Here is a 22,927-nt window from a genome sequence, read left to right as displayed (position 1 = left end):
CGAACACGGTGAGTCAGGCACAGCGGAGTCCAATGGGGGCCATGCAGGCAGGTAGGCCGCCGGGACGGCATCGCCGTGCCGAGACAGATCAGGCCACCTACGGCGAGGTCATCGCCATCCGGGAATTCCGGGCGCTTTGGTACGGCCAGGGCCTGTCCCTGCTCGGTGACCAGCTCGCCCAGGTCGCGCTCGCCGTCCTCGTCTACTCCCGCACCGGGTCGGCCCTGGCCACCGCGGCCGTCTACGCGCTGACGTACCTCCCGTCGATCGTCGGGGGGCCGCTGCTGGCGGGGCTGGCCGACAGGTTCGCGCGCCGGGGCGTCATGATGACCTGCGACGTCGTCCGCGCGGTCCTGGTCGGCGTGATGGCGCTGCCGATGATGCCGTTCTGGGCGTTGTGCGTGCTGGTGTTCTTCGTGGTGCTGCTCAGTGCCCCGTTCTCGGCCGCGCGCGCGGCGCTGCTGCCCGAGGTGCTCGAAGGCGACCGGTACGTCGTCGGCTCCGCGTTGCAGAACATGACGAACCAGGCCGTACAGATGCTGGGGTTCGCTGCGGGCGGAGCGGTGATCGCCACCTTGGGCCCCTACCGGGCGCTCGCTCTCGACGCGGCCACGTTCCTCGCCTCGGCCCTGATCCTGGTCTCGGGCGTACGTCCGCGGCCGGCCGCCGACCAGGGGGGCGCGAAGCCGTCCATGTGGGCGATGACCAGGGCGGGAGCCTCACTCGTCTTCGGCTCGCGCAGGTTGCGAACACTGGTGCTGTTCGCGTGGTTGTGCGGCTTCTACATCCTTCCTGAGGGCATCGCCGTGCCCTACGCCGCCGAACTCGCCACGGGGACGCTGTCGGTGCCCGTGATCACCGGTCTGCTGATGGCCGCGATGCCGACGGGCACGGTGGTGGGCGCCTTCCTGTTCAGCAGGTACGTGACGCCGGCGCGGCGGCTGCGCCTGATGGGCTGGATGGCCATGCTGAGCTGTGCGCCCCTGGCGGTGACGGCGCTCCGGCCGCCGCTCGCGGTGGTGCTGGCCGCGTGGGTTCTGTCGGGGATCGGTGGGGCGTACCAGCTCGCGGCGAACGCGGCTTTCGTCCAGAGTGTGCCGCCGGAGCGGCGTGGCCAGGCCTTCGGGCTGGTGCAGTCGGGGCTGATGGCCGTCCAGGGGTTGGGGATCCTGGTCGGCGGGTTCGCGGCGGAGAGACTCGGTCCTGAGCTGGTGGTCGCACTCTCCGGCATCACCGGAGTGATCGCGGCGGCCGTGCTCGCCCTGATGTGGACCGAGTCCCGGGACGACCGTAATGCCCAGGAAGTGCCCGCCCAGGCGCCGGCCTGATCACTGCTGCGGCTTGTGCTCGCCGGTCCAGTCGGTGGCGTTCTTCTGCTGCTGCTGCTTGATCAGGTCCTGGACGATCGAGGTGTCCCGCTCCTCGGACGGCATCAGGAGCCAGCCGATCGCGTACACCCCGACGCCGACCCCGCCGAACAGGGTGGCGATGGCGAGGGCGACCCTGACCAGGTTCGCGTCGACGCCGACGTACTCACCGATGCCCGAGCAGACGCCCGCGACGACCCGGCCCTTGTTGGTGCGACGCAGCTTCTTGACGTTGTACTCGCTGAATTCGTTCATGTCTCAAGACTGCCCCTGGGGGTGGTGTTAGCACATCAGGATTCCCCCTGGTAGAACCCTGGTAACCCCTTACGCGAGGAGAGGACCCGCCATGGACGACCTGCTGCGCCTCGACGACCGACTCAACGGCGACCAGCGGCTGATCCGCGACACGGTCCGGTCTTTCGTCTCCGACCGCGTCCTTCCGCACGTGGGCGACTGGTTCGAGGAGGCCGTCTTCCCCGCGCGCGAACTCGCGCCGGAGCTGGGCTCGCTCGGCCTGCTGGGGATGCATCTGGAGGGTTACGGGTGCGCCGGCACCGACGCCACCTCCTACGGGGTGGCCTGCCGCGAGCTGGAGGCGGGCGACTCGGGCCTGCGCTCGTTCGTGTCGGTGCAGGGCTCGCTGGCGATGTTCCCCATCTGGCGGTACGGCTCCGACCAGCAGAAGGAGGAGTGGCTGCCGCGCATGGCGGCCGGCACGGCCATCGGCTGCTTCGGCCTGACCGAGCCGGACCACGGGTCCGACCCGGCGAACATGCGCACGTACGCCAAGAGGGACGGATCCGACTGGATTCTCAACGGCTCCAAGATGTGGATCACCAACGGCTCGATCGCCGACGTCGCCGTGGTGTGGGCGCAGACGGACGAGGGCGTCCGCGGCTTCGTCGTCCCCACCTCCACGCCGGGCTTCTCCGCCCCTGAGATCCACAAGAAGTTGTCCCTTAGGGCATCGGTCACCTCGTCCCTGTACTTCGACGACCTCCGCCTGCCCGCCTCCGCCGTGCTTCCCGGGGTCACCGGCCTCAAGGGCCCGCTGTCGTGCCTTTCCGAGGCCCGTTTCGGCATCCTGTGGGGGGTCGTCGGGGCCGCCCACGCCTGCCTGGAGTCGGCGGTGGACTACGCGAAGACCCGCGTGCAGTTCGACAAGCCGATCGGGGCCTTCCAGCTCACCCAGGAGAAACTGGCCTGGATGTACGTCGCCGCCGCCCAGGCCCAGCTCACGGCCCTGCACCTTGGTGCGCTGAAGGACGAGGGACGGCTGGAGCCCCGGCAGATCAGCTTCGGCAAGCTGGCCAACGTACGGGCCGCCCTGGACATCGCCCGCCAGGCCCGTTCCGTCCTGGGGGGAAACGGGATCACCCTGGAGTACCCTGTGATCAGGCACATGAACAATCTGGAGTCCGTGCTGACGTACGAGGGTACCCAGGAGATTCACACACTGGTGCTGGGCGAGGCTCTCACGGGGCTGGCCGCTTACCGGTGATGGAGGCGTCGCGGGCGGGGCGGTAATCTCTGTACCCTTGCTCGTGCGAGGGGCGTTAGCTCAATTGGCAGAGCTGCGGACTTTTAATCCGTAGGTTCCGGGTTCGAGCCCCGGGCGCCCTACCTCAACGACCTGGGCGGACTCCTCGATCTTCATGATCAAGAAGCCCGCCCGGTTGCCCTTCGAGTTGCAGTCATCCCCAGAGTGCACGGCCCATGCGGGCTGCGGCTTCGGTCGAGAGTGTGGCGGGCACGGCGACAGGCCGTGGTCGGTGTGGACGAGCTGGCAGGCAAGGGTAGTTCGCGTCGGTCGGTGTCGAGATCGATCCAGCGCAGGCCGGCCACCTCGGCGCGCCGCTCGTCGGTGCGCCTCCACGCGACCACCCGCCGGAGAGTCCACACCACCGGGTAGACGTGGCGGGGTGACGGTAGCCGTAGCCCGCGTGCCGGGTTGTCGCGGATCAGGTCTTCCCGGACGGCTTCGTTCAGCGCTCGACCTTGAGCCGGTCGTCCATCGACCCGGCCGAGCGCCGCAGACACAACAGGTCCTGGCCCTGCTCCACCATGACCCCAACCGCCCCTGACCAGCCCGGGACATCGCCCGCCACTTCCGCGATGTCACCCTCGACACCATGTACCGGCAACTGTCTCGCTGGGCCGGCAGCCAACTCATCTGCAAGATCGGGCCGGGTATCCACACCGCCCGGCCAATCTCTTCAGCACTCCTGCCAACAGCCCAAAAGCCTTGACCACCTGGCCTTGGGCGAGCCCCATCCGCTGCTACCGGAATCGTCTGCCGTTCCGTCCCGACCGACGACTGACAACCGGTGCTGTGATGGTCACGGGGACGCCTGAGGGAGCCTGGGCGCCCGTGATACGCCTCAGCTCGGCCTCGCCCGAACGGACCTCGCTGGTCTGCGGGACGATACCGGCGTCGGCCATCAAGCGGGTCATGTCACGGCGCTGATTGGGCAGCACCAGGGTGACGACGCTGCCGGACTCGCCGGCGCGGGCGGTGCGGCCGCCGCGGTGCAGGTAGTCCTTGTGGTCGCTCGGCGGGTCGACGTTGACGACGAGGTCCAGGTTGTCGACGTGGATGCCGCGGGCCGCGACGTTGGTCGCCACCAGCGCCGTGACGTGGCCGCTCTTGAACTGGGCGAGGGTGCGGGTGCGCTGGGGCTGGGACTTGCCTCCGTGCAGCGCGGCGGCGCGCACTCCGCTGTTCAGCAACTGTTCGGTGAGCCGGTCCACAGCGTGCTTGGTGTCCAGGAACATGATCACCCGACCGTCGCGAGCAGCGATCTCCACAGTGGTGGCCTGCTTGTCGGCACCCTGGATGTGCAGCACGTGGTGCTCCATCGTGGTGACCGCGCCCGCCGAGGGGTCGACCGAATGGACCACCGGGTCGCTCAGATAGCGGCGGACCAGCAGATCGACGTTGCGGTCCAAAGTGGCGGAGAACAGCATCCGCTGGCCATCTGGGCGCACCTGGTCGAGCAGGTGGGTGATCTGCGGCATGAAGCCCATGTCGGCCATCTGGTCGGCCTCATCCAGCACGGTGATGCCGACCTGGTCCAGGCTGCAGTCGCCGCGCTCGATGAGATCCCTGAGCCGTCCCGGGGTCGCGATGACGACCTCGGCACCGTTGCGCAGCGCATGGGCCTGGCGGCTGATCGACATGCCGCCGACGACCGTGGCCAGCCGCAGCTTCAGTGCTTGGGCGTACGGCGTGAGCGCATCGGTGACCTGCTGGGCCAGTTCCCTGGTGGGGACGAGGATCAGGGCAAGCGGTCGCCGCGATTGTGCGCGCTGTCCGGAGGTGCGGACGAGCAGGGCCAGGCCGAAGGCGAGTGTCTTGCCCGACCCGGTGCGCCCCCGTCCCAGGACGTCCCGGCCGGCCAGGGAGTTCGGCAGCGTGGCCGCCTGGATGGGGAACGGTTCGTTCACGCCCAGGCCGCTGAGCACCTTGAGCAGTGCGGGCGGCATGCTCAGCTCAGCGAATGTCGCGGCTGCCGGCAGGGCCGGGGTTACGGTGACCGGCAGCGCGAACTCTCTCTGGAGCGCGGCGGGACGCCGCCCGTTGCCGGACCGGTTGGAGGCGCCTGAACGGCCCTGAGCCGGAGAGCTGAATCGGCCGCCCCTGCTTCGGGCGGAGCCGCCCGTACGGGGCGAAGAGTTGCGATCGTGCGCGCGAGTTGCGTGGTTCATGCAGAACCTTCCTCGATGCGGCACGTGTCAGGATCCTCGGCGCGATGAGCGGCACAAGAACAGCTAGCACGAGCCGAAGAAAGACGAGTCGAACCGGCGGAAACAGCCTGGGCTCGTACGTCGAAATGGTCGGCTTTCGCCGGGAAGAACGCGGCTGTGATGCGGCGCCCTGGAACTGGAGCGGGCCTATGCCCGAACCGGAGCCATCGGTGGTGCATCCGGTGTGCGGCGGAAGAACAGACATGCTGTGCTTCTCGGGTTGTGAGGTCATCACGGCACGATGGATGCCACAAATGCAACGCGCCGGGGACCGCACCCTGCGGCGCGGGCCCCGGCTACGTGGTGCGCAGTGTCAGGCGGGAACGATGTTCTCGGCCTGCGGGCCCTTCTGGCCCTGCGTGACGTCGAAGGCCACCTTCTGGCCCTCGCGCAGCTCACGGTAGCCGCCGTTGGCGACGATGTTGGAGTAGTGCGCAAAGACGTCGGCGCCGCCGCCGTCCTGCTCGATGAAGCCGAAGCCCTTTTCCGCGTTGAACCACTTCACGGTGCCAGAAGCCATGTTGATCTCCTTCGATGGGTGCAAAGCCGAAATCCGCAACGAACGGATTCCGCGTCGCCGCGATAGGACCACACACCCGGAAATGACCGGAGAACAAAAAATGCACCTGAGGCTACATACCGTCAGGTGCACACAAGTCTTTATGGGTACCACAACTGCAACTGATCCCAATGTAGCACATGTGCCATCGTGCTGCGCATGCCCCCGCCAACGCCGACATCATCCGCGCGCCATCGCCGCCTTGACCTGCAAGTTCCAGGTTCAACTGCGCTGTTGCCCGCACCGCGCCACCCGACGCGGGCCTCATGGCCGAGTGACCGGCGACTTCCGGACCCGGCAATCAGCGATCCGAGCCGTCGAGATTCACCTGGCCCCTGCCCGACCGGCCGGTCATGACGCCAGCGGATGGATCATGCATCCCGGCCGGCCAATGGAATGAGAGTGCGCATGGCCAAGGGATGACACCCGTCCCATGGCTGCTCGTTGGATGCTCGTCGGCACCCGATACGACAGAGCACCGGACGGCACGCCGGTGCGCCCGGCTCGCGGCACGGGCGCGGTCGAAACTGGAGCGTGCCGCGCCCGGGTGCTCTCCCGCCGGGCGAACACCTCTCCCTTTCGTCGGCCGACGCTTCTAATGTGGCCGGCGTGACGACGAAGCGATCCTTTCTCCTGGCCGCCCTTTTATGCGGGACGCCATTGGTGCCCGCCCCCGCGATGGCCCACGACTTGTCCGCGGCCCCGTCCAAGGCCGCGCTTCTCGCCCCCGAGGACCTCGGAGACGAGTTCGCCCGTCGCGGATTCCGCACCCGAGGACTTCTGCACCCCGAATTCAGCCACACGAAGCCCTGCGCCACAGCCGTCGAAAAACTCGTCCCGGTCTATCGGACCAAGGTCTCGACAGCGCTGAAGCACACGGACAGGTGGGAGGGGATCAGCGAGTACATCGTGAGCGGCACCTCCCGTGAGCTGTCCGCCCTGGAACGCGCGGCCAAGGCCGTGATCCGCCATTGCGGCAGGATCACGATCAGGACCGGCGCCTCCAGGGAGATCATCCGCAGGCTGTCGATCGGCCGGCTCGGGGACGGCGCCTACGGGATCAGGTTCCGCAGCGGGCTCGTGAACAGCAAGCTGGAGTCGGATTCCCACATGTCAGGCATGATGATCGCGATCGACATCGTGATCGTCCGGGTCGGGAACGTCCTGATCGCGTTGGAGCACGACGGCAACGTCGGCGAGTTCGACCCCGCACTGACCAGGACCGCGGCCGAGCTGGCCGTGGCACGGGTCCAGGAGGCCGCGCAGGACGGTTAGCCGATCCGGGAGTGGGTCCAGGCCCACCCATCCGTACGGCCAGCCGCATACCGGGCCGAATCCCCTCTTCCTAGCATCGTTGACACAACGACACGGAGGAGAACGACCATGGCGAACACCGGCCTCAGCACGACCGCTACGGCGCCCCTCGGCGAGGCCCGCACCCAGGACGCCTTCGCCACGATGAACAAGTGCGTCACGCTCTTCGGCGTCATCGGTGTCATCGTCCTGGGGGTGGTCGCCGTGACGACGTTCGCCGGGCAGGAGGCGTCGGCGTTCATGTGGATCAGGGGAGTGATCCTGGTCGCGGTCGCCCCGCTGATCCACCGCATGACCGTCCGCGCCTCGCAGGGGTCGTACAAGGATTTCGACCGCGTACGCACCCTGTCGGCCACCCTGCCCATCGCGATCGTCGCCGTCGACCTGATCCCCGGCCTGTGCCCGGCCTGGTACGCCGTGCTCCAGGGCCTGTCCGCGCCGGCTCTGGGCGGGGTCGCCCTCATCACCCGCGGTTCGTCGCTGCGTGCCGCCTTCCCCGCCAGGAAGTGAACGCGGGCAGCGGCGCATCCCCGCTCTCAGCCTGCGAGGGCCGTGAGGCGGTTGCTGAAGCGGGCGAGCATCCCGCTCTGGGACGTCTCGGGCACCATCCGGCCGATGAACGGCGGGATGCGCCAGTTGGCCGGGCTGCGCCTGGCCATCCTGGACACCAGGTTGACGTGCGGGTAGCGGGCCCGCTCGTAGGCGCGTAGCCGTTCCGCCGGGTCGCCGCCCTTGGCGAGCTCGCGCCCGAGCACCCACACGTCCTCAAGGGTCTGGTTGGCGCCCTGTCCGAGGGTGGGCGGCATGAGGTGGGCGGCGTCGCCGAGCAGGGTGACGCGGCCCTTGCCCCACTCCCGGCGCACCTTCTGCCAGTGATGCCCGAAGAAGTCGAGGTCGTCCTCGGACGCCTGGGCGAGCAGCTCGGGGACGGGCGACGCCCAGTGACCGAAGCGGCGCCTGAGCTCGGCCAGGGGCGCGGCGGGGCGCGGCTCGCCCGGGGACCAGCGCACGTCGAACCACCACTGGAGTTTGCCGTCCCCGGCGGGGATCATGCCGCACGCGCCCTCCCGCCCGGTGATCATGAGGTGGAGGTGGGTGCGGGTGAGGTCGATGTCGATCGGGCTCAGGGCCTGCCAGGTGCCGAAGGTGGCCGTCCGGATGGGGACGTCGCCCCACAGCTCGCGCCGGACGACCGAGTGGTGGCCGTCGGCCCCGATGAGCAGGTCGGCCGTGATCGTCGAGCCGTCGTCGAAGGTCGCCGTGACGTGGTCACCGTCCTGGGTCACCGTCCTGAGGGCCGTGCCGTAGCCGATCAGGTCGTCGGGCAGCCCGTCGGACAGCCGTTCCAGCAGAAGGCGGCGGGAGATCGACTTGTTCGGGAAACCGTAGAGCGCGGCCGCATGGGCCATGTCGGAGCTGAGCCGCAGTCGTCCGTCGGAGGTCAGCGCGTCGATCCGGTCGAACCGGCCGCCGACCCCGTCGAGGCTGACACCGAGATCGTGCAGCACCGCCGCGCCGTTGCTGAAGATGCTCAGGCCCGCGCCGCCCGTCCGCAGGGCCGGCGCCTGCTCGAAGATCCGCACCTGGTGGCCGGCGGACAGCAGGCTCCGCGCCACGGCCAGGCCGCCCACCCCGGCCCCGATGACAAGAACGTTCATTTTCTCTCCAAACCGAAGTTACTTCGATTCAAAGATACATCGCGGTGAAGTACATTGGGCCGAGTGACCGACAAGCACCCAGAAGAGGACGTCTTCCGCGAGTTCCTGATCGCGGTCATGCTGCACATCGAGGCGATCGCGGACCGGCTGGGCGTGCACCACGTGGACGTGGCGGCCCTCATCCTGCTGGAGATGCGCGGCCCGCTTCCCGTGGGAGTCATCTCCGAGGAACTGGGGTTGCCGTCCGCCTCCGCGACCCGGCTCATCGACCGTCTGGAGAAGGCCGGCTACGTACGGCGGGTGCGCGGCGAGCGCGACCGGCGCATGGTCACCGTGGAACTGCTGGAGGGTGGCATGGCCGAGTACCACGCCACCCGCATCACCTCCGAGCGGCATTTGGGCGAGATCCGCGCCGACTACCCCCCGGAGCAGGTGCCGTTGATGCTGGGCATCCTCACCGGCGTCGCCCGCGCCTACCGCTCGGCGACCAGGGAACTGCGCGAGCAGTCCGGCTGAGGGGCCCCCTCACCTCCATGCGCTCTCACCGGCGCGGGTGCGTCACGGCGTCTCGCGGGTGCGGTCGACCTCGTCGACGAAGGCCAGGACCCGGGCGTTGACGCGCTCGGGGAACTCGCCGTTGATGGCGTGGGAGGCGTCCGGCCACAGTTCGACGACGCCTTTGGCAAGCAGCCGGCGGGCGCGCCGGGCGGCCTTGCGCGGGTCGTGGATGATGCTGCGCCCGGCGATCAGGGCGAGCACCGGCACGTCGAGTCCGGCCACCGTGTCGTCCGCGGGGTACGTCGGCGGCGGCAGGAAGGCGATGAAGTCCCGCATCCCGGCCGAGATCAGGTTGGCGACGGGCTCGTCGTCGGAGGCGTCGGCGCCGCCGGAGATCCAGCTCAACAGCTTCCTGCGCCACGACTCGGGGAAGAACGGCACCACCGAGCCCAGCGAGATGACGATGACCTTCCAGGTGATCCGGCCGAAGAGCACGGCGGGATCGAGCAGGCTCACCGAGGCGATCTTCTCGGGGACGTTCAGGGCGAGATGGAAGGCGCTCCATCCGCCGATGGACACCCCGAAGAGGTGCACCCGGTCGAGGCCGAGCCCGTCCAGCAGCTCCGTCAGCCAGCTCGCCTGGTCGGCCGCACTCGTGAACGCCCGCGTCTGCACCGAGAGGCCGGGCTCGCCGAGCAGGTCGATCGCGTAGACCGGGCGGTGGGCGACGAGCCCGGCCAGGTTCGCCTCCCACATCGGGGTGGACGCGGTGCGTCCCGGCAGCAGGAGAAGCGGCACGCCGTCGCTCGCGCCGAAGCGATGGACCCGGACGGTCCCGAACTCGGTCGCCACGTCCTGGACCAGATCCGGCTCGGGCAGTCGGGCCATGGCCTGGTCGTAGGCGGTCCGGTAGCGCGCGAAGGCGGACGCGTCACGGAAGTGGCCGAGCCGCCGCCCGCGGAACGCGGCTCCGATGTTGGGTTCCACAAGATCGTTCACGTACGGGACCTCCGCTCGCGCCCTTCGCGATACGATCGTATCGCATCAAATGTCACGATACACTCGTATCGCGAAGAGAGGGGCGGGCCCGTGCCGAAGCAGGTGGACCACGCGGCGCGGCGGGCGGAGATTGCCCACGCCGCACTCAGGTTGTGCGCCCACGACGGCCTGGCCGGGGTGAGCATCGGGCGGGTCGCCCAGGAGGCCGGCGTCTCCAAGGGGCTCGTGCAGCACTATTTCCCGGCGAAGGCCGACCTGCTGCGGGCCGGCGCACACCTGCTCAGGCAGGAGATCGAGCGCCATGTCCGCGCGGCGCTGCCGGACGCCGGCAGCCCGGCCGACACGCTGCGGCGCACGCTGCTCGCCGTCGTCGAGCTGGGCGCTCGCGCGCCCGTGCTCCTGCTCGCCGGACACGCGTTCCTGGCCACGGCCGTCGCCGACCCCGACGTACGCGAGCTGTACCGCGCGGGCGGCGACACGGTCCACCGCGAGATCGCCGCGCTCGTGACCGCCACCGCGTCGGAACCGGGCCTCGACGCGGGGGCCGAGGCTCACGTGCTGCTCGGGCTCGCGCGCGGCCTGGCCGACGGGGTGCTGGTCGGCGAACTGGACGTCACGGAGGCGGTCGCGGTCCTCGACCACCAGCTCGGCCGGATCGGCGTACGGGCGAACTCCTGACGACGGCTTCCGCAAGACGCCCTTTCCTATGAAAACGCCAAATACCCCGCGGAAAGACTGACAGGGACCTGCGACAATTCGACGGGAACAACCGATCCGTGCGCACCTCGTGGCCCGTACGCAGAATTCGGATGCCGGTTCGGTGTGCCCGATGCCAGACTTTTTGAATGGCCGGAGCAGAGCTGAGTGAGCCCGAATATCTTCGCCACATCGAGCACCTGGCCCGCGAGCTGGTGAACGCGGCACTGGACGAAGGCCGGCTCGTCCATGGCGGCCGGGTGACGCATCTGACACCGCTTCAGCGGGTGGTCGGCGAATTGGCCCATCAGACCCGTCACCACCATTTCGACGGAGACGGTTGCCTTGATCCGGAGCTGCCGCCGATGAAGCTGGCCGGTGTCGTCGTGCTCAGGCCGGATGCCGTCCCCGTGGGCATGGAGGGCGAATACGGCGAGGTCTGTGCCCGGCTGGGGGTCGGGCCACGGCCTGAAGGGTGGGCCGTCTGGAATGCCTGGGCCGAGGACGGACAGCCCGTCTCCATCATTTTGGTTGACCTGCGCGGGACCGAAGGGCTGCTGATGAACTGGGCGCGAGGGATCGAGGTCCATCCGGTCCGACCGATTCCCGCCCAGGTGGTGCTGACCCGCCAAGGGTGGGTCAAGCCGATGACCTTGTCCCCGTTCAGCGCGCGGGAACTCGGGGTGAGCCGGGGCGTCAGAGGGGTGGGTGGGCCACGGATTCCAGGGTCTGGATGATTTCGTCGGCGAACAGGAGGCCGGCCAGGCCGTGACCGTGTTTTTCGCGGCGGACGAGCGAGAGGATGTTGTCGCTGAAGGCGCGGTCGCGGACCGGGCGGAAGGCGAGCGTGCCGTTGTGGTGTTCCTCGGCCATGTCGAACCTGCTGAGAAAGGCGATGGCCTCCCCTGCGGCGGCCAGGCGTTTCATCGTCTCGATCGAATTGGTGTGGAAGGCGGGTTCGACTTTCAGGCCGGCCTCGGCGAAGGTGTCGGCGATGATGCCGTGGATCACCATCGAGCGGTCCGCGAAGATGAGCGGGTAGGCCGCACACTGGGCCAGCGGGATGGACTCCAGGCGGGCCAGCGGGTGATGCGGGGCGATGACCGCGCCGAGCCGGGTGTCCATCTGCCAGCAGAGTTCGAGCTGCGCCGAGGACGGGACGTTGAACCCCAGGCCCAGGTCGGCCTCGCTGTTCGCCACCGCGCGCAGGATCTCGTGGGTGGACAGCGCGCGGATGGAGATCCGCACCTCGGGGTGGCGGGCGTGGAAGTTCACCGTGGCGGTGGAGACGATGCTGCTGGCCAGGCCGGTCATCGTGGCGATCACCACCTCGCCGCTCGGCAGTGACTGCAGGTCGCGGATCTCCGTCACGGCCTCGCGGTACTCCTGCAGGGTCTTCCGTACGTGGGCGAGGAGGAGCTCGCCCGCCGGAGTGGGCCGCATGCCGCGCGGCAGGCGTTCGAAGAGAGGCTCGCCGAGCTCTTCCTCAAGCAGCAGGATCTGCCGGTTGATGGCCGACGGCGCGACGTGGAGCCTTGCCCCGGCGGCCCGGATGGAGCCGTACCGCGCGACCTCGTCGATGTAGTGCAGCAGGCGTGAGTGGAGCATCGGGCCTCCCGGGCCGGCCGGACCGTGCGCAGAAAACTGGACTGTGCGCAAAAAGAGTACAGTCCGTGCGAAAACGGCTGCTTGTCAGCAACGGTGCGGTGCCATTTCATAGCCACAGCGCGTACGAGCGACACGGCCCCGGCGGCCTCTGATCAACTCCGCGACCTGGCCGCCGGCATCCCGGAGCCGCGTCCTTGGAGCTCGTTCCGCCGGCGGAATCGCAACAGCCGAGTATTGAAGCGAGGAAATCATGCTCCAGCAGGAGAAGACGGGCCAGACCGGTAGGGCGGACCGGGTCTCGGTCCACTACGACCACGTGCGGGCGGTCTTCGACATCCTGAACGGGGAGAGGGAGGCAGACCTGCTGCTGCGCAACCTCAGCGTTCTGGACGTCCACAGCGAGACCGTCTACCAGGGTTCGATCCTCGTCTACAACGAGCGGATCATCGCGCTGAACCCCGACGAGTCGATCGTGCGGGTACGCGAGGTGTTCGACGGCGAGGGCCTTTACGCGATCCCCGGGCTCATCGACGCGCACCTGCATTTCGACGCCCAGTTGGCCCACCCGGCGGCGTTCGGGGAGGCGATCGTGCCGAGCGGCACGACCACCATTTTCGCCGAGACCCTGGACTTCGCCAGCGCGGCGGGCGACGAGGCCGTGGCGGCCGCCGAGGCGTTGTTCAAGGACTACGAGAAGCTGCCCTACCGGATCTACGCCTTCGCGCCGGGCAAGAAGACGTCGGTCGAGGTCACCGACGCCATGCTGAAGATGGACCCGGTGATCGGGCTGGGCGAGCTGGCCCACCTCTCCTACATGACGGGCAACGAGGACGACTTCCGCAAGTCCGCCCTGGGCCGCGCCAAGGGCGGCTTCGTGAACAGCCACTGGGGTGTGACGGCGCTGTCGGACATGTTGCTGAACTACATGCCCGCGATCGGCGCGCACAACAACCACGATGTCTGGAACGAGGACGACATCGAGAAGAGCATCCGGTACGGCTTCCAGACCCAGATCAAGTTCGGCGTCGGCAGCCCCGAGGTGATCAAGACCATGCTGCGCGCCATCGTCAAGCGCCGCTGGCCGGCCGAGAACTTCCAGATGTGCGCCGACAACATCTCCGTCGACCGCGTGCTGACCAGGGGGCACATCGACTGGGTGATCTCCCTGGCCGTCGAGATGGGCCTCAACCCGATCCAGGCGATCAAGATGGGCACGCTGTACTCCGCGCGCTCCTTCGGCATGGACCACGACTTCGGCTCGCTCGCCCCGGGCCGCTTCGCCGACATCGTGCTCACCGACAGCCTGTCGAAGATCAACCCTCGGTACGTGTTCAAGGGCGGCGAGCTGGTCGCCAAGGACCGCAAGCTCCTCAAGCCGGTCGACCTCGACTATTCGGTCATGGTCCAGGAGCCCAGGCCGGGCCTGGCCGATCTGGCTCCCGGGCAGCTCGACCTCACGCCGATCGAGATCTCCGAGGACGGCGGCCGGGCCAAGGTCCTGCTCTTCGACGTCTACGGGCGCGGTCATCTCAAGTTCGCGCAGGAGGTCTGGGTCCCGTTCGCGGACGGCGCCGTCGTGCCCGAGGTGGACGGGGTCACGCTGAACCGGATCTCCGTCGTGCAGCGTTACGCGGACGGCACCCGCCATGTCGTCAACGGCCTGTTCAAGGGCGTCTCGATCGACCGGGGGGCGGTCTCGACGTTCTGGCCGGCGCCCTTCGCCTACTTCGTGGTGGTCGGCACCGACAGCGCCGAGATGTGCGACAACCTCAAGCAGCTCGACGCCTACGTCGGCGGCTGCGTCGTGACCGAGGACGGGCAGGTGAAGGCCGCGCTGCCCCTCGACATCTACGGCGTCATGGCGAACATGAACCTGCCCGAGCTGGTCGACGCGACCCGGTCGATCGACGCCGCGCTGGAGAAGCTGGGCAACCACAACGAGGGCGAGCCGGTCGTCAACAAGCTGCTGACCCTCTTCATCTCGCTCGACCGCTTCGGGTTCATGGTCTGAGGCGTACACCGCGTCATCCGGCAGGCTCCGGCCGGACCAGCAACACAGCCAAGGAGGCAACTGTGCTACAGCATGAAAAAGAGGCCGGAGTCGTCGACACCGGAAGCCTGGTGCGGCGTTGGATCACCTACGGCGCCGGCATCTACCTGCTGACCCTGGGGGTCAGCCTGGCCATCAGGGCGGGGATCGGCATCTCGCCGCAGAGCAGTCTCACCCGGACGATGACGCTGGTCTTCCCCTCGGTCAGCCAGGGGACGTTCAACTTCGCCCTTGAGCTGCTGATGTTGCTGCTGACCTATCTCGTCCTGCCGAAGGATTTCAAGCTCAGGAACTTCCTGGCGTTGATCCCGGCCCTCGTCCTGGCCACGTTCCTCGACCTGAACCTGATGCTGACGAGCTGGATCGTGCTGGACGTGTACGCCGCCAAGTTCGTCCTCCTGGTGGTCGCGGACGCGACGTTGGCGTTCGGGCTGTTCCTGATGATCCGGGCGAACCTGGTGCTCATGCCGGTCGACATGTTCGTCAACACGGTCTTCAAGCGGACGGGCTACAAGTGGGGCAACATCAAGACGGCCTTCGACTGCACGTTGCTGGTCGTCTCCGCCGGAATCGGGCTGATCTTCCTGGGCGGGCCGCAGTTCATCCGCGAGGGCACGATCATCAACGGCATCCTCGTCGGGCAGTACATCAAGCTCTACTTCTACCTGTTCAAGAAGTTCTCGCGGACGTGAGCTGACGTCAGTCACGAGAGGGGCCTCCGGGACCGGGCACAAGCCCAGGCCCCGGGGGCCCCCGTCGTTTCAGGAGGTCAAGCGCCCGGGACGAGAAGGTTCTGCATCGGCTGCCGGCGGGCGGCCGGGACGTCGCAGGCGTCCATCGCGCGCCGCAACAGGTCGGGGTCGAAGCCGTGGACGCCCAGGTGGTCGATGATCGGGCCGTACCGGTCGGCGCGGTCGCGCAGGAGCTCGGTGGCCAGCCGGATCTCCAGCCGGACCGCCGGCACCTGGTGGGAGCCGCACGCGACCAGGACGTGATGCCGCCACGGCCCCTCCCCTACGCATTCCAGGACGTCCGAACCGGCCGGCCTCTCGACGGTGCTGAGCTCGACCTCGACCCCGTTCACCGCGAACCTGGCGAAGTACTGCGCCGACTCCGGCATCCAGGCGGCGGCGTGCAGGCGGGGGAACGCCGAGAGGGCCGCGGCGAACGTGTCCAGTTCCGCCCGGCCGGGCATCAGCAGGTCGATGTCCCCGGCCGGCAGGGGGACGCCTTGCAGGAGCGCCGCGCTCGTGCCACACAGGCGGTAGGGGACGGCGGCGCCCGCGGCGTCGAGTGTCATGGCCAACGCCGTGGTGACGTCCGCCCGGCTCAGCGATCTCGTTCGGTGGCCCATGCCGGGCACCGTAGCAACGCGCGGCTAGCTCTTGTCACGCTCGTGCAGGAACTCGGCGATGGAGATCCAGGAGTCGGCGAGGCGCTCAAGGCGTTCCATCAGCGCCAGGTCGGTGATCGTCTCCGCGTTGTAGAGCAGGCGCGCGGCGTTCGCGATGGCGATGTCCACCGTGGTGGTGACGTCTGGCTGGTTCACCGTGCGTTCCGTCCGTCTTCGCTGCTGGGGGATGGCCGACGGTTTGCCGTGGCATCAGGAGCATAAGCCACGGTCGTGCCGGGTGTCGTCCGGGTTTCGGTGTCCGGACGCGGGCGGCGCGAGGCGTCTGTTCTGTCAGCTCTCATAACGTTTTCTCGGCTACTGACCAAGAAGGGGGGTAATCGACGAAGGGAGCACGGCCGGTGCGTCGCAAACAGCCGGATATCGCCACAGATCCGGACGCTTTCTAGGCTTTCTACCGGCGTCACGTCGATGCGATCACCTCGTTCCTCGCACGCCGGATCGACGATCCGCACACGGTCGCCGACCTGGTGGCGGAGGTGTTCGTGGCGGTGCTCGACTCCGCGCACACCTATCGGCCCGGACGCGGCAGTGAGATCGCCTGGCTGTACGGCGTGGCGCGCAACAGGCTCCCGGCCGAGCGGCGCCGGGCGTTCAAGGAGACGAGACTGCCCGATCGGGTGGGCGGGCGACGGCAGCTCGCCCCCGACGACATGACCGAGCTGGTGGAACGCATAGACGCCGAGAACCTGGCCAGAGGCGCCTTCCAGGCCATGGCCGGACTGCCCGACGGTGACCGCGCGATGCTCGAACTGGTCGTCATCGACCAGCTCACGATCGGCGAGGCGGCCACCGCTCTGGGGATCCGGCAGGGAGCCGCCCGCGCCAGGTTGCACCGCGCCCGCCACGCGCTCAGGGACGTACCGGAGATGGCCCCCTTCGTCATGGAAGGAATCCGATGAACTTCAAGGAGCACGTACTGATGGAGCTCAAAGCCGAGATCGAGGCCCGCAACGGGGCCCGGAGCAGGCGCACCAGGCGGCGCCTGCTCACCGGCACGGCGGTGGCCGCCGTCCTGGCCGCCGCGGCCGTCGCGACGCCTTTCCTCAACGGCTCGGACGCCCCCGCCTACGCGGTCAGCAAGAACACCGACGGCACGATCACGTTGAAGATCAACGAGTTCCGGGACCCCGTCCAGGTGGAGAAGGACCTGGCGGCGCTCGGCCTGCCCGCCGACGTCTCCTACCTCAAGCCCGGCACCCGCTGCGCCCCCGACCGCGCGCCCGCCGACGCCGGCCCCTCCTTCACCAAGGAAGAGCTGCAGAGCAAGGACCCCGCGGTCCACGAGAGGATCAGGAAGGCGATCGAGAACAGCCCCAACGCCAAGACGTTCCGGTTGGGCAACGGTCAGGTGCAGATCGACCCGAAGCGCATCAAGACGGGCAGACCGCCGTCATGGAGGTCACCGAGGACGACGACCAGACCTCGGGGCCCGAGAAGCCCAGGGCGCTGTGGCAGTTCGGCGGCTTCGCGGTCGACGGGCCGGCCAAGCCCTGCAAGGTGATCGACGACCCGTCCTGGGACCAGATGCCCGACCCGAAGGAGCACCCGGAGGCGTACCCGCCGTCCGGCAAGTGACCCTCCGAGATCCCCCGCGACGGCCTCCAGGCAGGCCGCCGCGGGGTCGTCCCTCAGCGGTTGGGCAGGCTGATCGTGACGGAGAGGCCGCCGCCCTCGCGCGGGGACGCGGTCACCTGGCCGCCGTGCGCCTGGACGACCGCGCGGACGATCGACAGTCCCAGCCCCGAGCCGTTCGCCGAGTCCACGCGGTCGGAGTTGAGCCGCCGGAACGGCTCGAACAGGCTGCCGATCTCGTACGCCGGCACGGGCTGCCCGGTGTTGGCCACGTGGACGACGACCTCCCCGGTCAGCGTCTCGTCGGTGCTGATCCAGATCTGCCCGTTCTGCGGGAGGTTGTACTTGATGGCGTTGTCCACCAGGTTGCCCACGGCGTGTTCGAGGAGGACCGGGTCGCCCTGCATGGTCGTGCCGCCGAGGCGCGAGGTGACGGTGACACCGCGCCGGTCGGCGGAGGGCGTCAGTTGTTCCACCGCCGTCAGCGTCACGTCGTTGATGTCCACCGGCCTTCTGCGCGCGAGCTCCCGTTCGCTTCTGGCCAGCAGCAGCAGCCCTTCGATGAGTTTCTCGTTGCGCGCGTTCACTTCGAGCAGGGTGCGGGCGAGGGCCTTCAGGTCGGGTGAGGCCAGCGGGTCGGAGAGCGCGATCTCCAGGACCGTGCGGTTGATGGTCAGCGGCGTACGAAGCTGGTGGGAGGCGTTGGCGACGAAACGGCGCTGGGAGTTGAAGGCGCTGTTGAGCCTGGTCAGCATCGAGTCGAAGGTGTCGGCCAGCTCCTTCAGCTCGTCCTCGGGGCCGTGGAGGTCGATGCGCTGGTGGGCCAGCGTGCTCTCGGAGAGTTTGCGGGCCGTCGCGGTCATCTTGGCGACGGGCCGCAACGCCCGGTCGGCGACCAGGTAGCCGCAGACGAGCGCGAACAGGCCGACGCCCAGCAGGATCAGCACGGACTGCTGGACCATGAGACGCAGTATCTGCTCGTTCAGCTTGACGGCCTGGATCTCGATCTGGTGCCGCCAGATCGTCACCAACGCGTCGGGCGTGCCCGGTGGCACGTCGAGCGAGAACTCCACGTTGTCCAGCACCGAGCGCAACAGCAGGTAGGTGACGGTCAGGAGGAGCGTGCCGCCGACGAACAGCATGGACCCGTACGTGAGCGTGAGGCGGGCGCGGATGCTCAGCCTGCCGAACAGCTCTCCGAGCGGTTTTCCGTGGAACGGTAATCGCACGCGATCTCCTTCTGCCGGAGATCTCATTGTGGGGACCGCGGCGGTAAGCGCACGGTAAGGGCGTCCCGCGGGCGGTCAGGACTCCCAGTCGAGGGTGCGGCTCACCGCGCGTTTCCAGCCCTCGTACCCCTTCTCGCGCTGCTCGTCGCTCCACTCCGGGTTCCAGCGCCGGTCCTCGGCCCAGTTGGCGCGCAGTTCGTCGGTGTCCTTCCAGTAGCCGACGGCCAGCCCGGCGGCGTACGCGGCGCCCAGCGCGGTGGTCTCGGCCACCACGGGACGGCTGACCGGCACGCCCAGGATGTCGGACTGGAGCTGCATGCACAGGTTGTTCGCGGTGACCCCGCCGTCGACCTTCAGCACGTCCAGCACCACGCCGGAGTCCTGCTGCATGGCCTCCACGACGTCCCTGCTCTGGTAGCAGATGGCCTCCAGGGTGGCCCGCGCGAGGTGGGCGTCCCTGTTGTACCGGGACAGGCCGACGATCGCGCCGCGCGCGTCGGGCCGCCAGTACGGCGCGAACAACCCCGAGAACGCCGGGACGAAGTAGATGCCGCCGTTGTCGGTCACCTGCCGGGCCAGGTCCTCGCTCTGCGCCGAGGTACGGATGATGTGCAACTGGTCGCGCAGCCACTGCACGGCCGACCCCGTCACGGCGATCGAGCCCTCCAGCGCGAACACGGCGGGCTGGCCGGCGAACTTGTAGGCGACGGTGGTGAGCAGGCCGCGCTCGGAGCGTACGAGGTCGGTGCCGGTGTTGAGGAGCATGAAGTTGCCGGTGCCGTAGGTGTTCTTGGCCTCGCCGGGCGAGAAGCAGACCTGGCCGACGGTGGCCGCCTGCTGGTCGCCGAGGATCCCGGTGATCGGCACCTCGCCGGCGAACGGGCCGTACGCGCTGGTCACGCCGTAGGACGCGGGCTCGGACGACGGGCGGATCTCCGGCAGCATCTCGTGCGGGATGCCGAAGAAGGACAGCAGCTCGTCGTCCCACTCCAGCGTCTCCAGGTCCATGAGCATGGTGCGGCTGGCGTTGGTCACGTCGGTGACGTGCACGCCGCCGCGGACGCCGCCGGTGAGGTTCCACAGGGTCCAGGTGTCGGTGTTGCCGAAGACCGCCTCTCCCCGCCCGGCCGCCTGGCGCACGCCCTCGACGTTCTCCAGGATCCACTGGATCTTGCCGCCGGAGAAGTACGCGTCCGGCCGCAGGCCCGTCTTCCTGCGGATGACCTCGCCACGGCCGTCCTGTTCGAGCTGCGCGGCGATCCTGGCGCTCCTGGTGTCCTGCCACACGATGGCGTTGCAGTACGGGCGGCCGGTGCGCGGGTTCCACACGACCGTGGTCTCGCGCTGGTTGGTGATGCCCACGGCGGCCAGGTCGGTGTCGTGCAGCCCGGTGCGCTGGAGGGCGGTCTCGATCACCGCGGAGGTCCTGGTCGAGATCTCGATCGGGTTGTGCTCCACCCAGCCGGCCCTGGGCAGGATCTGCTCGTGTTCGAGCTGGAACTTGCACACCTCCAGGCCACCGTGATTGAAGATCATGAATCTGGTGCTGGTGGTGCCCTGGTCGACGGCCCCCACGAAATCGGGCATGGTCGTTCTCCTCCGGTCGGGTCAGACGCGGCCCGCGTCCTCAAGGTCGGGCTCGGGCTCGGGGAGGAACCGGGCGATCATCAGCTGGTAGAGCCCGGCGCCGGCCACGCCGCCGAGCAGGGGGCCGACGATGGGCACCCAGAAGTACAGGTCGCCGTACTGGTCGCGCCAGGCGCCCGAGTAGCCGGTGAGGAAGCTGGCCAGGCGCGGCCCGAAGTCGCGCGCGGGGTTGATCGCGTAGCCGGCGTCGGCGCCCCACGCCATGCCGATGCCGACGATGAGCAGGCCGATGACGACGGGGCTGAGGTTGGCGCTGGGCGCGAGGTTGTGCGAGTCGGACAGGGCGTACAGGACGAACATCAGGATGGCGGTGCCGATGATCTGGTCGCGGAACCCGCCCCACATGCCCACCGGCAGCTCGCCGTTGCCGGGCAGGGTGGAGAAGACGATCTGGGTCTTCAGCGTGTGCCCGGGGTCCACCTTGGTCAGCACCTCCGTGTAGTTCCACCGCACCAGCAGCGCCCCGACGAACGCCCCCACGGTCTGCGCCAGCGAGTACGGCAGCACCTTGGCCCAGGGGAACCCCCGGAAGGCCGCGAACGCCAGCGTGACGGCCGGGTTGAGATGGGCGCCGGTGATCCGGCCCGCGACGTAGACGCCGAGCGCGACGCCGATGCCCCACGCCCAGGCGATGCTGTCGTGGTCGCCGATGCCCGCCGCGACCACCTGGGCGACGACGCCCACCCCGAACAGGATGAGCACCATCGTGCCGGCGAACTCGGCGATGAGCTCACCGGCCAGTTCCCGCCGCTTGACACGTTCGACCACCGCTGCCCCCGCTTCCGTGGTGTCGGCGTTGTGTGCCATTCCCCGATCAGGGAAACGTATACGGATTGTGAGCAGTTGAGCACAAAACGTGGTTCGGGGGATCAATGAACATGACCGGGGCGATGGACGCCAGAAACCGTCAGGCCGCCATCGACCGGCTGGCCGAGCAGTCCTTCGACGTGCTCGTGGTCGGCGGCGGCGTGACCGGCGCGGGCGCCGCGCTGGACGCCGCCTCCCGCGGGCTGCGCGTCGCGCTCGTGGAGAGCCGCGACCTGGCCTCCGGCACGTCGAGCCGGTCCAGCAAGCTCATCCACGGCGGGCTGCGCTACCTGGAGCAGTTCGACTTCAAGCTGGTCCGCGAGGCGTTGAAGGAGCGCGACCTGCTGGTCTCGCGGCTGGCCCCGCACCTGGTCAAGCCGGTCACGTTCCTGTACCCGCTGCAGCACGGGCTCATCGAGCGGCCGTACGTGGGGGCCGGGCTCACCCTGTACGACACGCTGGAGGGCATGCGCCGGCCGATGCCCCGGCACCGGTACCTGTCGGTCAAGGAGTCCCGCCGGATGGCCCCCGGCCTCCGCGCCGACGCCGTGTCCGGCAGCATGATCTACTTCGACGCGCAGGTGGACGACGCCCGCTTCACGCTCGCCCTGGCCAGGACGGCCGCCGCGCACGGCGCCGTGGTCGCCACCCGGACGCGGGTCGTCGAGATGCTGCGCGACCAGGGCAACGAGCGGATCGTCGGGGCCCGCGTACGTGACGAGGAGACCGGCCGCGACCTCGACGTCAGGGCCGACGCCGTGGTGGTGTGCGCGGGCGTGTGGACCGACCCGATCAACGGGCTGCCCGGCTCGGCCCCGGCCGGCTTCAAGGTCAGGATGTCGAAGGGCGTGCACGTCATGGTGCCCGGCGAGGCCATCGACGCGTCCACCGGCATGATCATCCCTACCGAGAAGAGCGTGCTGTTCATCATCCCTTGGACGCGGCGGCGGTGGATCGTCGGCACCACCGACACCGAGTACGACGGCGACCGGGAGGAGCCGTCGGCCACCGGCGAGGACATCGACTACATCCTCGACCACGCCAACGCCGTGCTGGCCCGGCCGCTGACCCGCGACGACGTAGTGGGCGTCTACGTGGGCCTGCGCCCGCTGGTGGCGGCCGACGAGAGCTCGGCGACCACCAAGCTGTCCCGCGAGCACGTGGTGGACGTGCCGATGCCCGGCCTGGCCACGATCGCCGGGGGCAAGTTCACCACCTACCGGGTCATGGCCAAGGACGTGGTCGACGCGGCGCTGGAGGGCTTCGACGTGCCGGACTCGGTGACCGACCGGCTGCCGCTGATCGGCGCGGACGGGCTGCCCGCCGTGCGCGTGTCCGTACGGCGCCTGGCCGAGGACCACGACGTGGACGCCGACGTCGTGGAGCACCTCGTCCAGCGCTACGGCACGCTGGCGCCGGAGGTGCTCTCCCTGGTCGACGGCGACCGCACGCTCGGCGAGCCGCTGGTGGAGGGATGCCCGTGGATCAAGGCCGAGGCCGTGTACGCCGTCACGCACGAGGGCGCGCTGCACGCCGAGGACGTGTTGTCGCGGCGGACCCGGATGCTGATCGAGGCGATCCCCGCCGCGCTCGACGCGGCCCCCGTGGTGGCGCGGCTGATGGCCGGGCTGCTCGGCTGGGACGGGGCCCGGGTCGAGGCGGAGGTGGCGCGCTGCCGCACCCTGGTCGAGGCCGAGCAGAAGGCCCTGGCCGAGGCCACGGCTCCGCGCCGGGAGGCCGCCGCCGCGTCGTGAGGGCCGGT

The 22,927-nt window shown here is 69.0% G+C and carries 23 protein-coding genes, 1 tRNA gene and 1 pseudogene; 13 read left to right on the top strand and 12 right to left on the bottom strand.

Annotated features, from left to right (window positions below; all coding sequences use genetic code 11):
* The first annotated feature begins 41 nt into the window (after positions 1-41).
* Positions 42-1,328: an MFS transporter gene (locus ACWCSU_RS39090; RefSeq protein WP_357709938.1), complete on the top strand. Its 1,287-nt coding sequence runs from the start codon at positions 42-44 to the stop codon at positions 1,326-1,328.
* Here the strand turns inward: ACWCSU_RS39090 and ACWCSU_RS39085 are convergent, their stop codons facing one another.
* Positions 1,329-1,622, bottom strand: a complete 294-nt coding sequence (locus tag ACWCSU_RS39085; RefSeq protein ID WP_357709940.1) for a PspC domain-containing protein — start codon at positions 1,620-1,622, stop codon at positions 1,329-1,331.
* Between the two features lie 91 nt (positions 1,623-1,713).
* Between ACWCSU_RS39085 and ACWCSU_RS39080 the strand changes: the two genes are divergently transcribed.
* Positions 1,714-2,868 (top strand): acyl-CoA dehydrogenase family protein, encoded by a 1,155-nt coding sequence (locus ACWCSU_RS39080; RefSeq protein ID WP_449941901.1) that lies wholly within the window; start codon positions 1,714-1,716, stop codon positions 2,866-2,868.
* Positions 2,869-2,917: 49 nt separating this feature from the next.
* A tRNA-Lys gene (locus ACWCSU_RS39075) sits at positions 2,918-2,990 on the top strand.
* Between the two features lie 362 nt (positions 2,991-3,352).
* Here the strand turns inward: ACWCSU_RS39075 and ACWCSU_RS39070 are convergent.
* From ACWCSU_RS39070 to ACWCSU_RS39060, 3 genes are all read right to left on the bottom strand, one after another.
* Positions 3,353-3,475: a hypothetical protein gene (locus ACWCSU_RS39070; RefSeq protein ID WP_449941899.1), complete on the bottom strand. Its 123-nt coding sequence runs from the start codon at positions 3,473-3,475 to the stop codon at positions 3,353-3,355.
* 172 nt (positions 3,476-3,647) lie between these two features.
* Positions 3,648-5,075: a DEAD/DEAH box helicase gene (locus tag ACWCSU_RS39065; protein WP_449941897.1), complete on the bottom strand. Its 1,428-nt coding sequence runs from the start codon at positions 5,073-5,075 to the stop codon at positions 3,648-3,650.
* Between the two features lie 352 nt (positions 5,076-5,427).
* Complete coding sequence (locus tag ACWCSU_RS39060) at positions 5,428-5,634, bottom strand: cold-shock protein (protein ID WP_020545593.1); 207 nt, start codon at positions 5,632-5,634, stop codon at positions 5,428-5,430.
* A 948-nt stretch (positions 5,635-6,582) separates the two neighbouring features.
* Between ACWCSU_RS39060 and ACWCSU_RS39055 the strand changes: the two genes are divergently transcribed.
* Positions 6,583-6,948: a hypothetical protein gene (locus ACWCSU_RS39055; protein ID WP_357706770.1), complete on the top strand. Its 366-nt coding sequence runs from the start codon at positions 6,583-6,585 to the stop codon at positions 6,946-6,948.
* A gap of 108 nt (positions 6,949-7,056) precedes the next feature.
* On the top strand, positions 7,057-7,497 hold the full coding sequence (locus ACWCSU_RS39050) for a hypothetical protein (RefSeq protein ID WP_449941894.1): 441 nt from the start codon (positions 7,057-7,059) through the stop codon (positions 7,495-7,497).
* Between the two features lie 26 nt (positions 7,498-7,523).
* Here ACWCSU_RS39050 and ACWCSU_RS39045 read toward each other — a convergent pair whose 3' ends face one another.
* A complete protein-coding gene (locus ACWCSU_RS39045) occupies positions 7,524-8,645 on the bottom strand; it encodes an FAD-dependent oxidoreductase (RefSeq protein WP_449941893.1) in 1,122 nt (373 codons plus the stop codon).
* Between the two features lie 63 nt (positions 8,646-8,708).
* Here ACWCSU_RS39045 and ACWCSU_RS39040 point away from each other — a divergent pair, with 63 nt between their 5' ends.
* A complete protein-coding gene (locus tag ACWCSU_RS39040; RefSeq protein WP_364099435.1) occupies positions 8,709-9,161 on the top strand; it encodes a MarR family winged helix-turn-helix transcriptional regulator in 453 nt (150 codons plus the stop codon).
* Between the two features lie 42 nt (positions 9,162-9,203).
* On the opposite strand, the gene ACWCSU_RS39035 is transcribed toward ACWCSU_RS39040, so the two are convergent.
* A complete protein-coding gene (locus tag ACWCSU_RS39035) occupies positions 9,204-10,142 on the bottom strand; it encodes an alpha/beta fold hydrolase (RefSeq protein ID WP_449941892.1) in 939 nt (312 codons plus the stop codon).
* Between the two features lie 90 nt (positions 10,143-10,232).
* Here ACWCSU_RS39035 and ACWCSU_RS39030 point away from each other — a divergent pair, with 90 nt between their 5' ends.
* Positions 10,233-10,820, top strand: a complete 588-nt coding sequence (locus ACWCSU_RS39030) for a TetR/AcrR family transcriptional regulator (protein WP_449941891.1) — start codon at positions 10,233-10,235, stop codon at positions 10,818-10,820.
* A 167-nt stretch (positions 10,821-10,987) separates the two neighbouring features.
* Positions 10,988-11,575: a hypothetical protein gene (locus tag ACWCSU_RS39025; RefSeq protein WP_449941890.1), complete on the top strand. Its 588-nt coding sequence runs from the start codon at positions 10,988-10,990 to the stop codon at positions 11,573-11,575.
* Here the strand turns inward: ACWCSU_RS39025 and ACWCSU_RS39020 are convergent.
* Positions 11,535-12,446, bottom strand: coding sequence for a LysR family transcriptional regulator (locus ACWCSU_RS39020; RefSeq protein WP_364099444.1), 912 nt, complete (start codon positions 12,444-12,446; stop codon positions 11,535-11,537). The genes ACWCSU_RS39025 and ACWCSU_RS39020 overlap by 41 nt on opposite strands.
* Positions 12,447-12,696: 250 nt before the next feature.
* On the opposite strand from ACWCSU_RS39020, the gene ACWCSU_RS39015 reads away from it, so the two are divergent.
* Together ACWCSU_RS39015 and ACWCSU_RS39010 are read left to right on the top strand one after the other, a co-directional pair.
* Positions 12,697-14,457: an adenine deaminase C-terminal domain-containing protein gene (locus ACWCSU_RS39015; protein ID WP_449941888.1), complete on the top strand. Its 1,761-nt coding sequence runs from the start codon at positions 12,697-12,699 to the stop codon at positions 14,455-14,457.
* Between the two features lie 62 nt (positions 14,458-14,519).
* Entirely contained in the window at positions 14,520-15,188 is a 669-nt protein-coding gene (locus tag ACWCSU_RS39010) for a YczE/YyaS/YitT family protein (RefSeq protein WP_357706784.1), read from the top strand.
* 77 nt (positions 15,189-15,265) lie between these two features.
* Here the strand turns inward: ACWCSU_RS39010 and ACWCSU_RS39005 are convergent, their stop codons facing one another.
* Positions 15,266-15,850, bottom strand: a complete 585-nt coding sequence (locus ACWCSU_RS39005) for a hypothetical protein (RefSeq protein ID WP_449941886.1) — start codon at positions 15,848-15,850, stop codon at positions 15,266-15,268.
* Between the two features lie 24 nt (positions 15,851-15,874).
* Positions 15,875-16,045 (bottom strand): hypothetical protein, encoded by a 171-nt coding sequence (locus ACWCSU_RS39000; RefSeq protein ID WP_357706786.1) that lies wholly within the window; start codon positions 16,043-16,045, stop codon positions 15,875-15,877.
* Positions 16,046-16,311: 266 nt separating this feature from the next.
* On the opposite strand from ACWCSU_RS39000, the pseudogene ACWCSU_RS38995 reads away from it, so the two are divergent.
* A pseudogene (locus tag ACWCSU_RS38995) lies at positions 16,312-16,809 on the top strand (RNA polymerase sigma factor); the annotation flags it as partial.
* Complete coding sequence (locus tag ACWCSU_RS38990; protein WP_449941884.1) at positions 16,806-17,411, top strand: hypothetical protein; 606 nt, start codon at positions 16,806-16,808, stop codon at positions 17,409-17,411. The pseudogene ACWCSU_RS38995 and the gene ACWCSU_RS38990, both read left to right, overlap by 4 nt.
* Before the next feature lie 127 nt (positions 17,412-17,538).
* On the opposite strand, the gene ACWCSU_RS38985 is transcribed toward ACWCSU_RS38990, so the two are convergent.
* The 3 genes from ACWCSU_RS38985 to ACWCSU_RS38975 form a co-directional block, all read right to left on the bottom strand.
* Positions 17,539-18,711 carry a sensor histidine kinase gene (locus tag ACWCSU_RS38985; protein WP_364099459.1) on the bottom strand — a complete coding sequence of 391 codons (1,173 nt, stop codon included), beginning with the start codon at positions 18,709-18,711 and terminating at the stop codon, positions 17,539-17,541.
* Between the two features lie 75 nt (positions 18,712-18,786).
* Positions 18,787-20,298, bottom strand: coding sequence for a glycerol kinase GlpK (gene glpK, locus ACWCSU_RS38980; protein ID WP_357706791.1), 1,512 nt, complete (start codon positions 20,296-20,298; stop codon positions 18,787-18,789).
* 21 nt (positions 20,299-20,319) lie between these two features.
* On the bottom strand, positions 20,320-21,165 hold the full coding sequence (locus ACWCSU_RS38975; protein WP_357706793.1) for an MIP/aquaporin family protein: 846 nt from the start codon (positions 21,163-21,165) through the stop codon (positions 20,320-20,322).
* Between the two features lie 83 nt (positions 21,166-21,248).
* Here ACWCSU_RS38975 and glpD point away from each other — a divergent pair, with 83 nt between their 5' ends.
* Positions 21,249-22,919, top strand: coding sequence for a glycerol-3-phosphate dehydrogenase (gene glpD, locus ACWCSU_RS38970; RefSeq protein ID WP_449941881.1), 1,671 nt, complete (start codon positions 21,249-21,251; stop codon positions 22,917-22,919).
* Positions 22,920-22,927: the final 8 nt, after the last annotated feature.

This window comes from Nonomuraea sp. NPDC001699 (genome assembly GCF_053596455.1).
The sequence above is the reverse complement of the archived record's forward strand: the minus strand, read 5'-3'. Positions and strand labels throughout refer to the sequence as shown.

Bases quoted from the DNA above. Each gene is read 5' to 3' on its own strand.
- ACWCSU_RS39090 (WP_357709938.1), top strand. From the start codon at position 42: ATGCAGGCAGGTAGGCCGCCGGGACGGCATCGCCGTGCCGAGACAGAT.
- ACWCSU_RS39085 (WP_357709940.1), bottom strand. From the start codon at position 1,622: ATGAACGAATTCAGCGAGTACAACGTCAAGAAGCTGCGTCGCACCAAC.
- ACWCSU_RS39080 (WP_449941901.1), top strand. From the start codon at position 1,714: ATGGACGACCTGCTGCGCCTCGACGACCGACTCAACGGCGACCAGCGG.
- ACWCSU_RS39065 (WP_449941897.1), bottom strand. From the start codon at position 5,075: ATGAACCACGCAACTCGCGCGCACGATCGCAACTCTTCGCCCCGTACG.
- ACWCSU_RS39060 (WP_020545593.1), bottom strand. From the start codon at position 5,634: ATGGCTTCTGGCACCGTGAAGTGGTTCAACGCGGAAAAGGGCTTCGGC.
- ACWCSU_RS39050 (WP_449941894.1), top strand. From the start codon at position 7,057: ATGGCGAACACCGGCCTCAGCACGACCGCTACGGCGCCCCTCGGCGAG.
- ACWCSU_RS39045 (WP_449941893.1), bottom strand. From the start codon at position 8,645: ATGAACGTTCTTGTCATCGGGGCCGGGGTGGGCGGCCTGGCCGTGGCG.
- ACWCSU_RS39025 (WP_449941890.1), top strand. From the start codon at position 10,988: ATGGCCGGAGCAGAGCTGAGTGAGCCCGAATATCTTCGCCACATCGAG.
- ACWCSU_RS39020 (WP_364099444.1), bottom strand. From the start codon at position 12,446: ATGCTCCACTCACGCCTGCTGCACTACATCGACGAGGTCGCGCGGTAC.
- ACWCSU_RS39015 (WP_449941888.1), top strand. From the start codon at position 12,697: ATGCTCCAGCAGGAGAAGACGGGCCAGACCGGTAGGGCGGACCGGGTC.
- ACWCSU_RS39005 (WP_449941886.1), bottom strand. From the start codon at position 15,850: ATGGGCCACCGAACGAGATCGCTGAGCCGGGCGGACGTCACCACGGCG.
- ACWCSU_RS38990 (WP_449941884.1), top strand. From the start codon at position 16,806: ATGAACTTCAAGGAGCACGTACTGATGGAGCTCAAAGCCGAGATCGAG.
- glpK (WP_357706791.1), bottom strand. From the start codon at position 20,298: ATGCCCGATTTCGTGGGGGCCGTCGACCAGGGCACCACCAGCACCAGA.
- ACWCSU_RS38975 (WP_357706793.1), bottom strand. From the start codon at position 21,165: ATGGCACACAACGCCGACACCACGGAAGCGGGGGCAGCGGTGGTCGAA.
- glpD (WP_449941881.1), top strand. From the start codon at position 21,249: ATGGACGCCAGAAACCGTCAGGCCGCCATCGACCGGCTGGCCGAGCAG.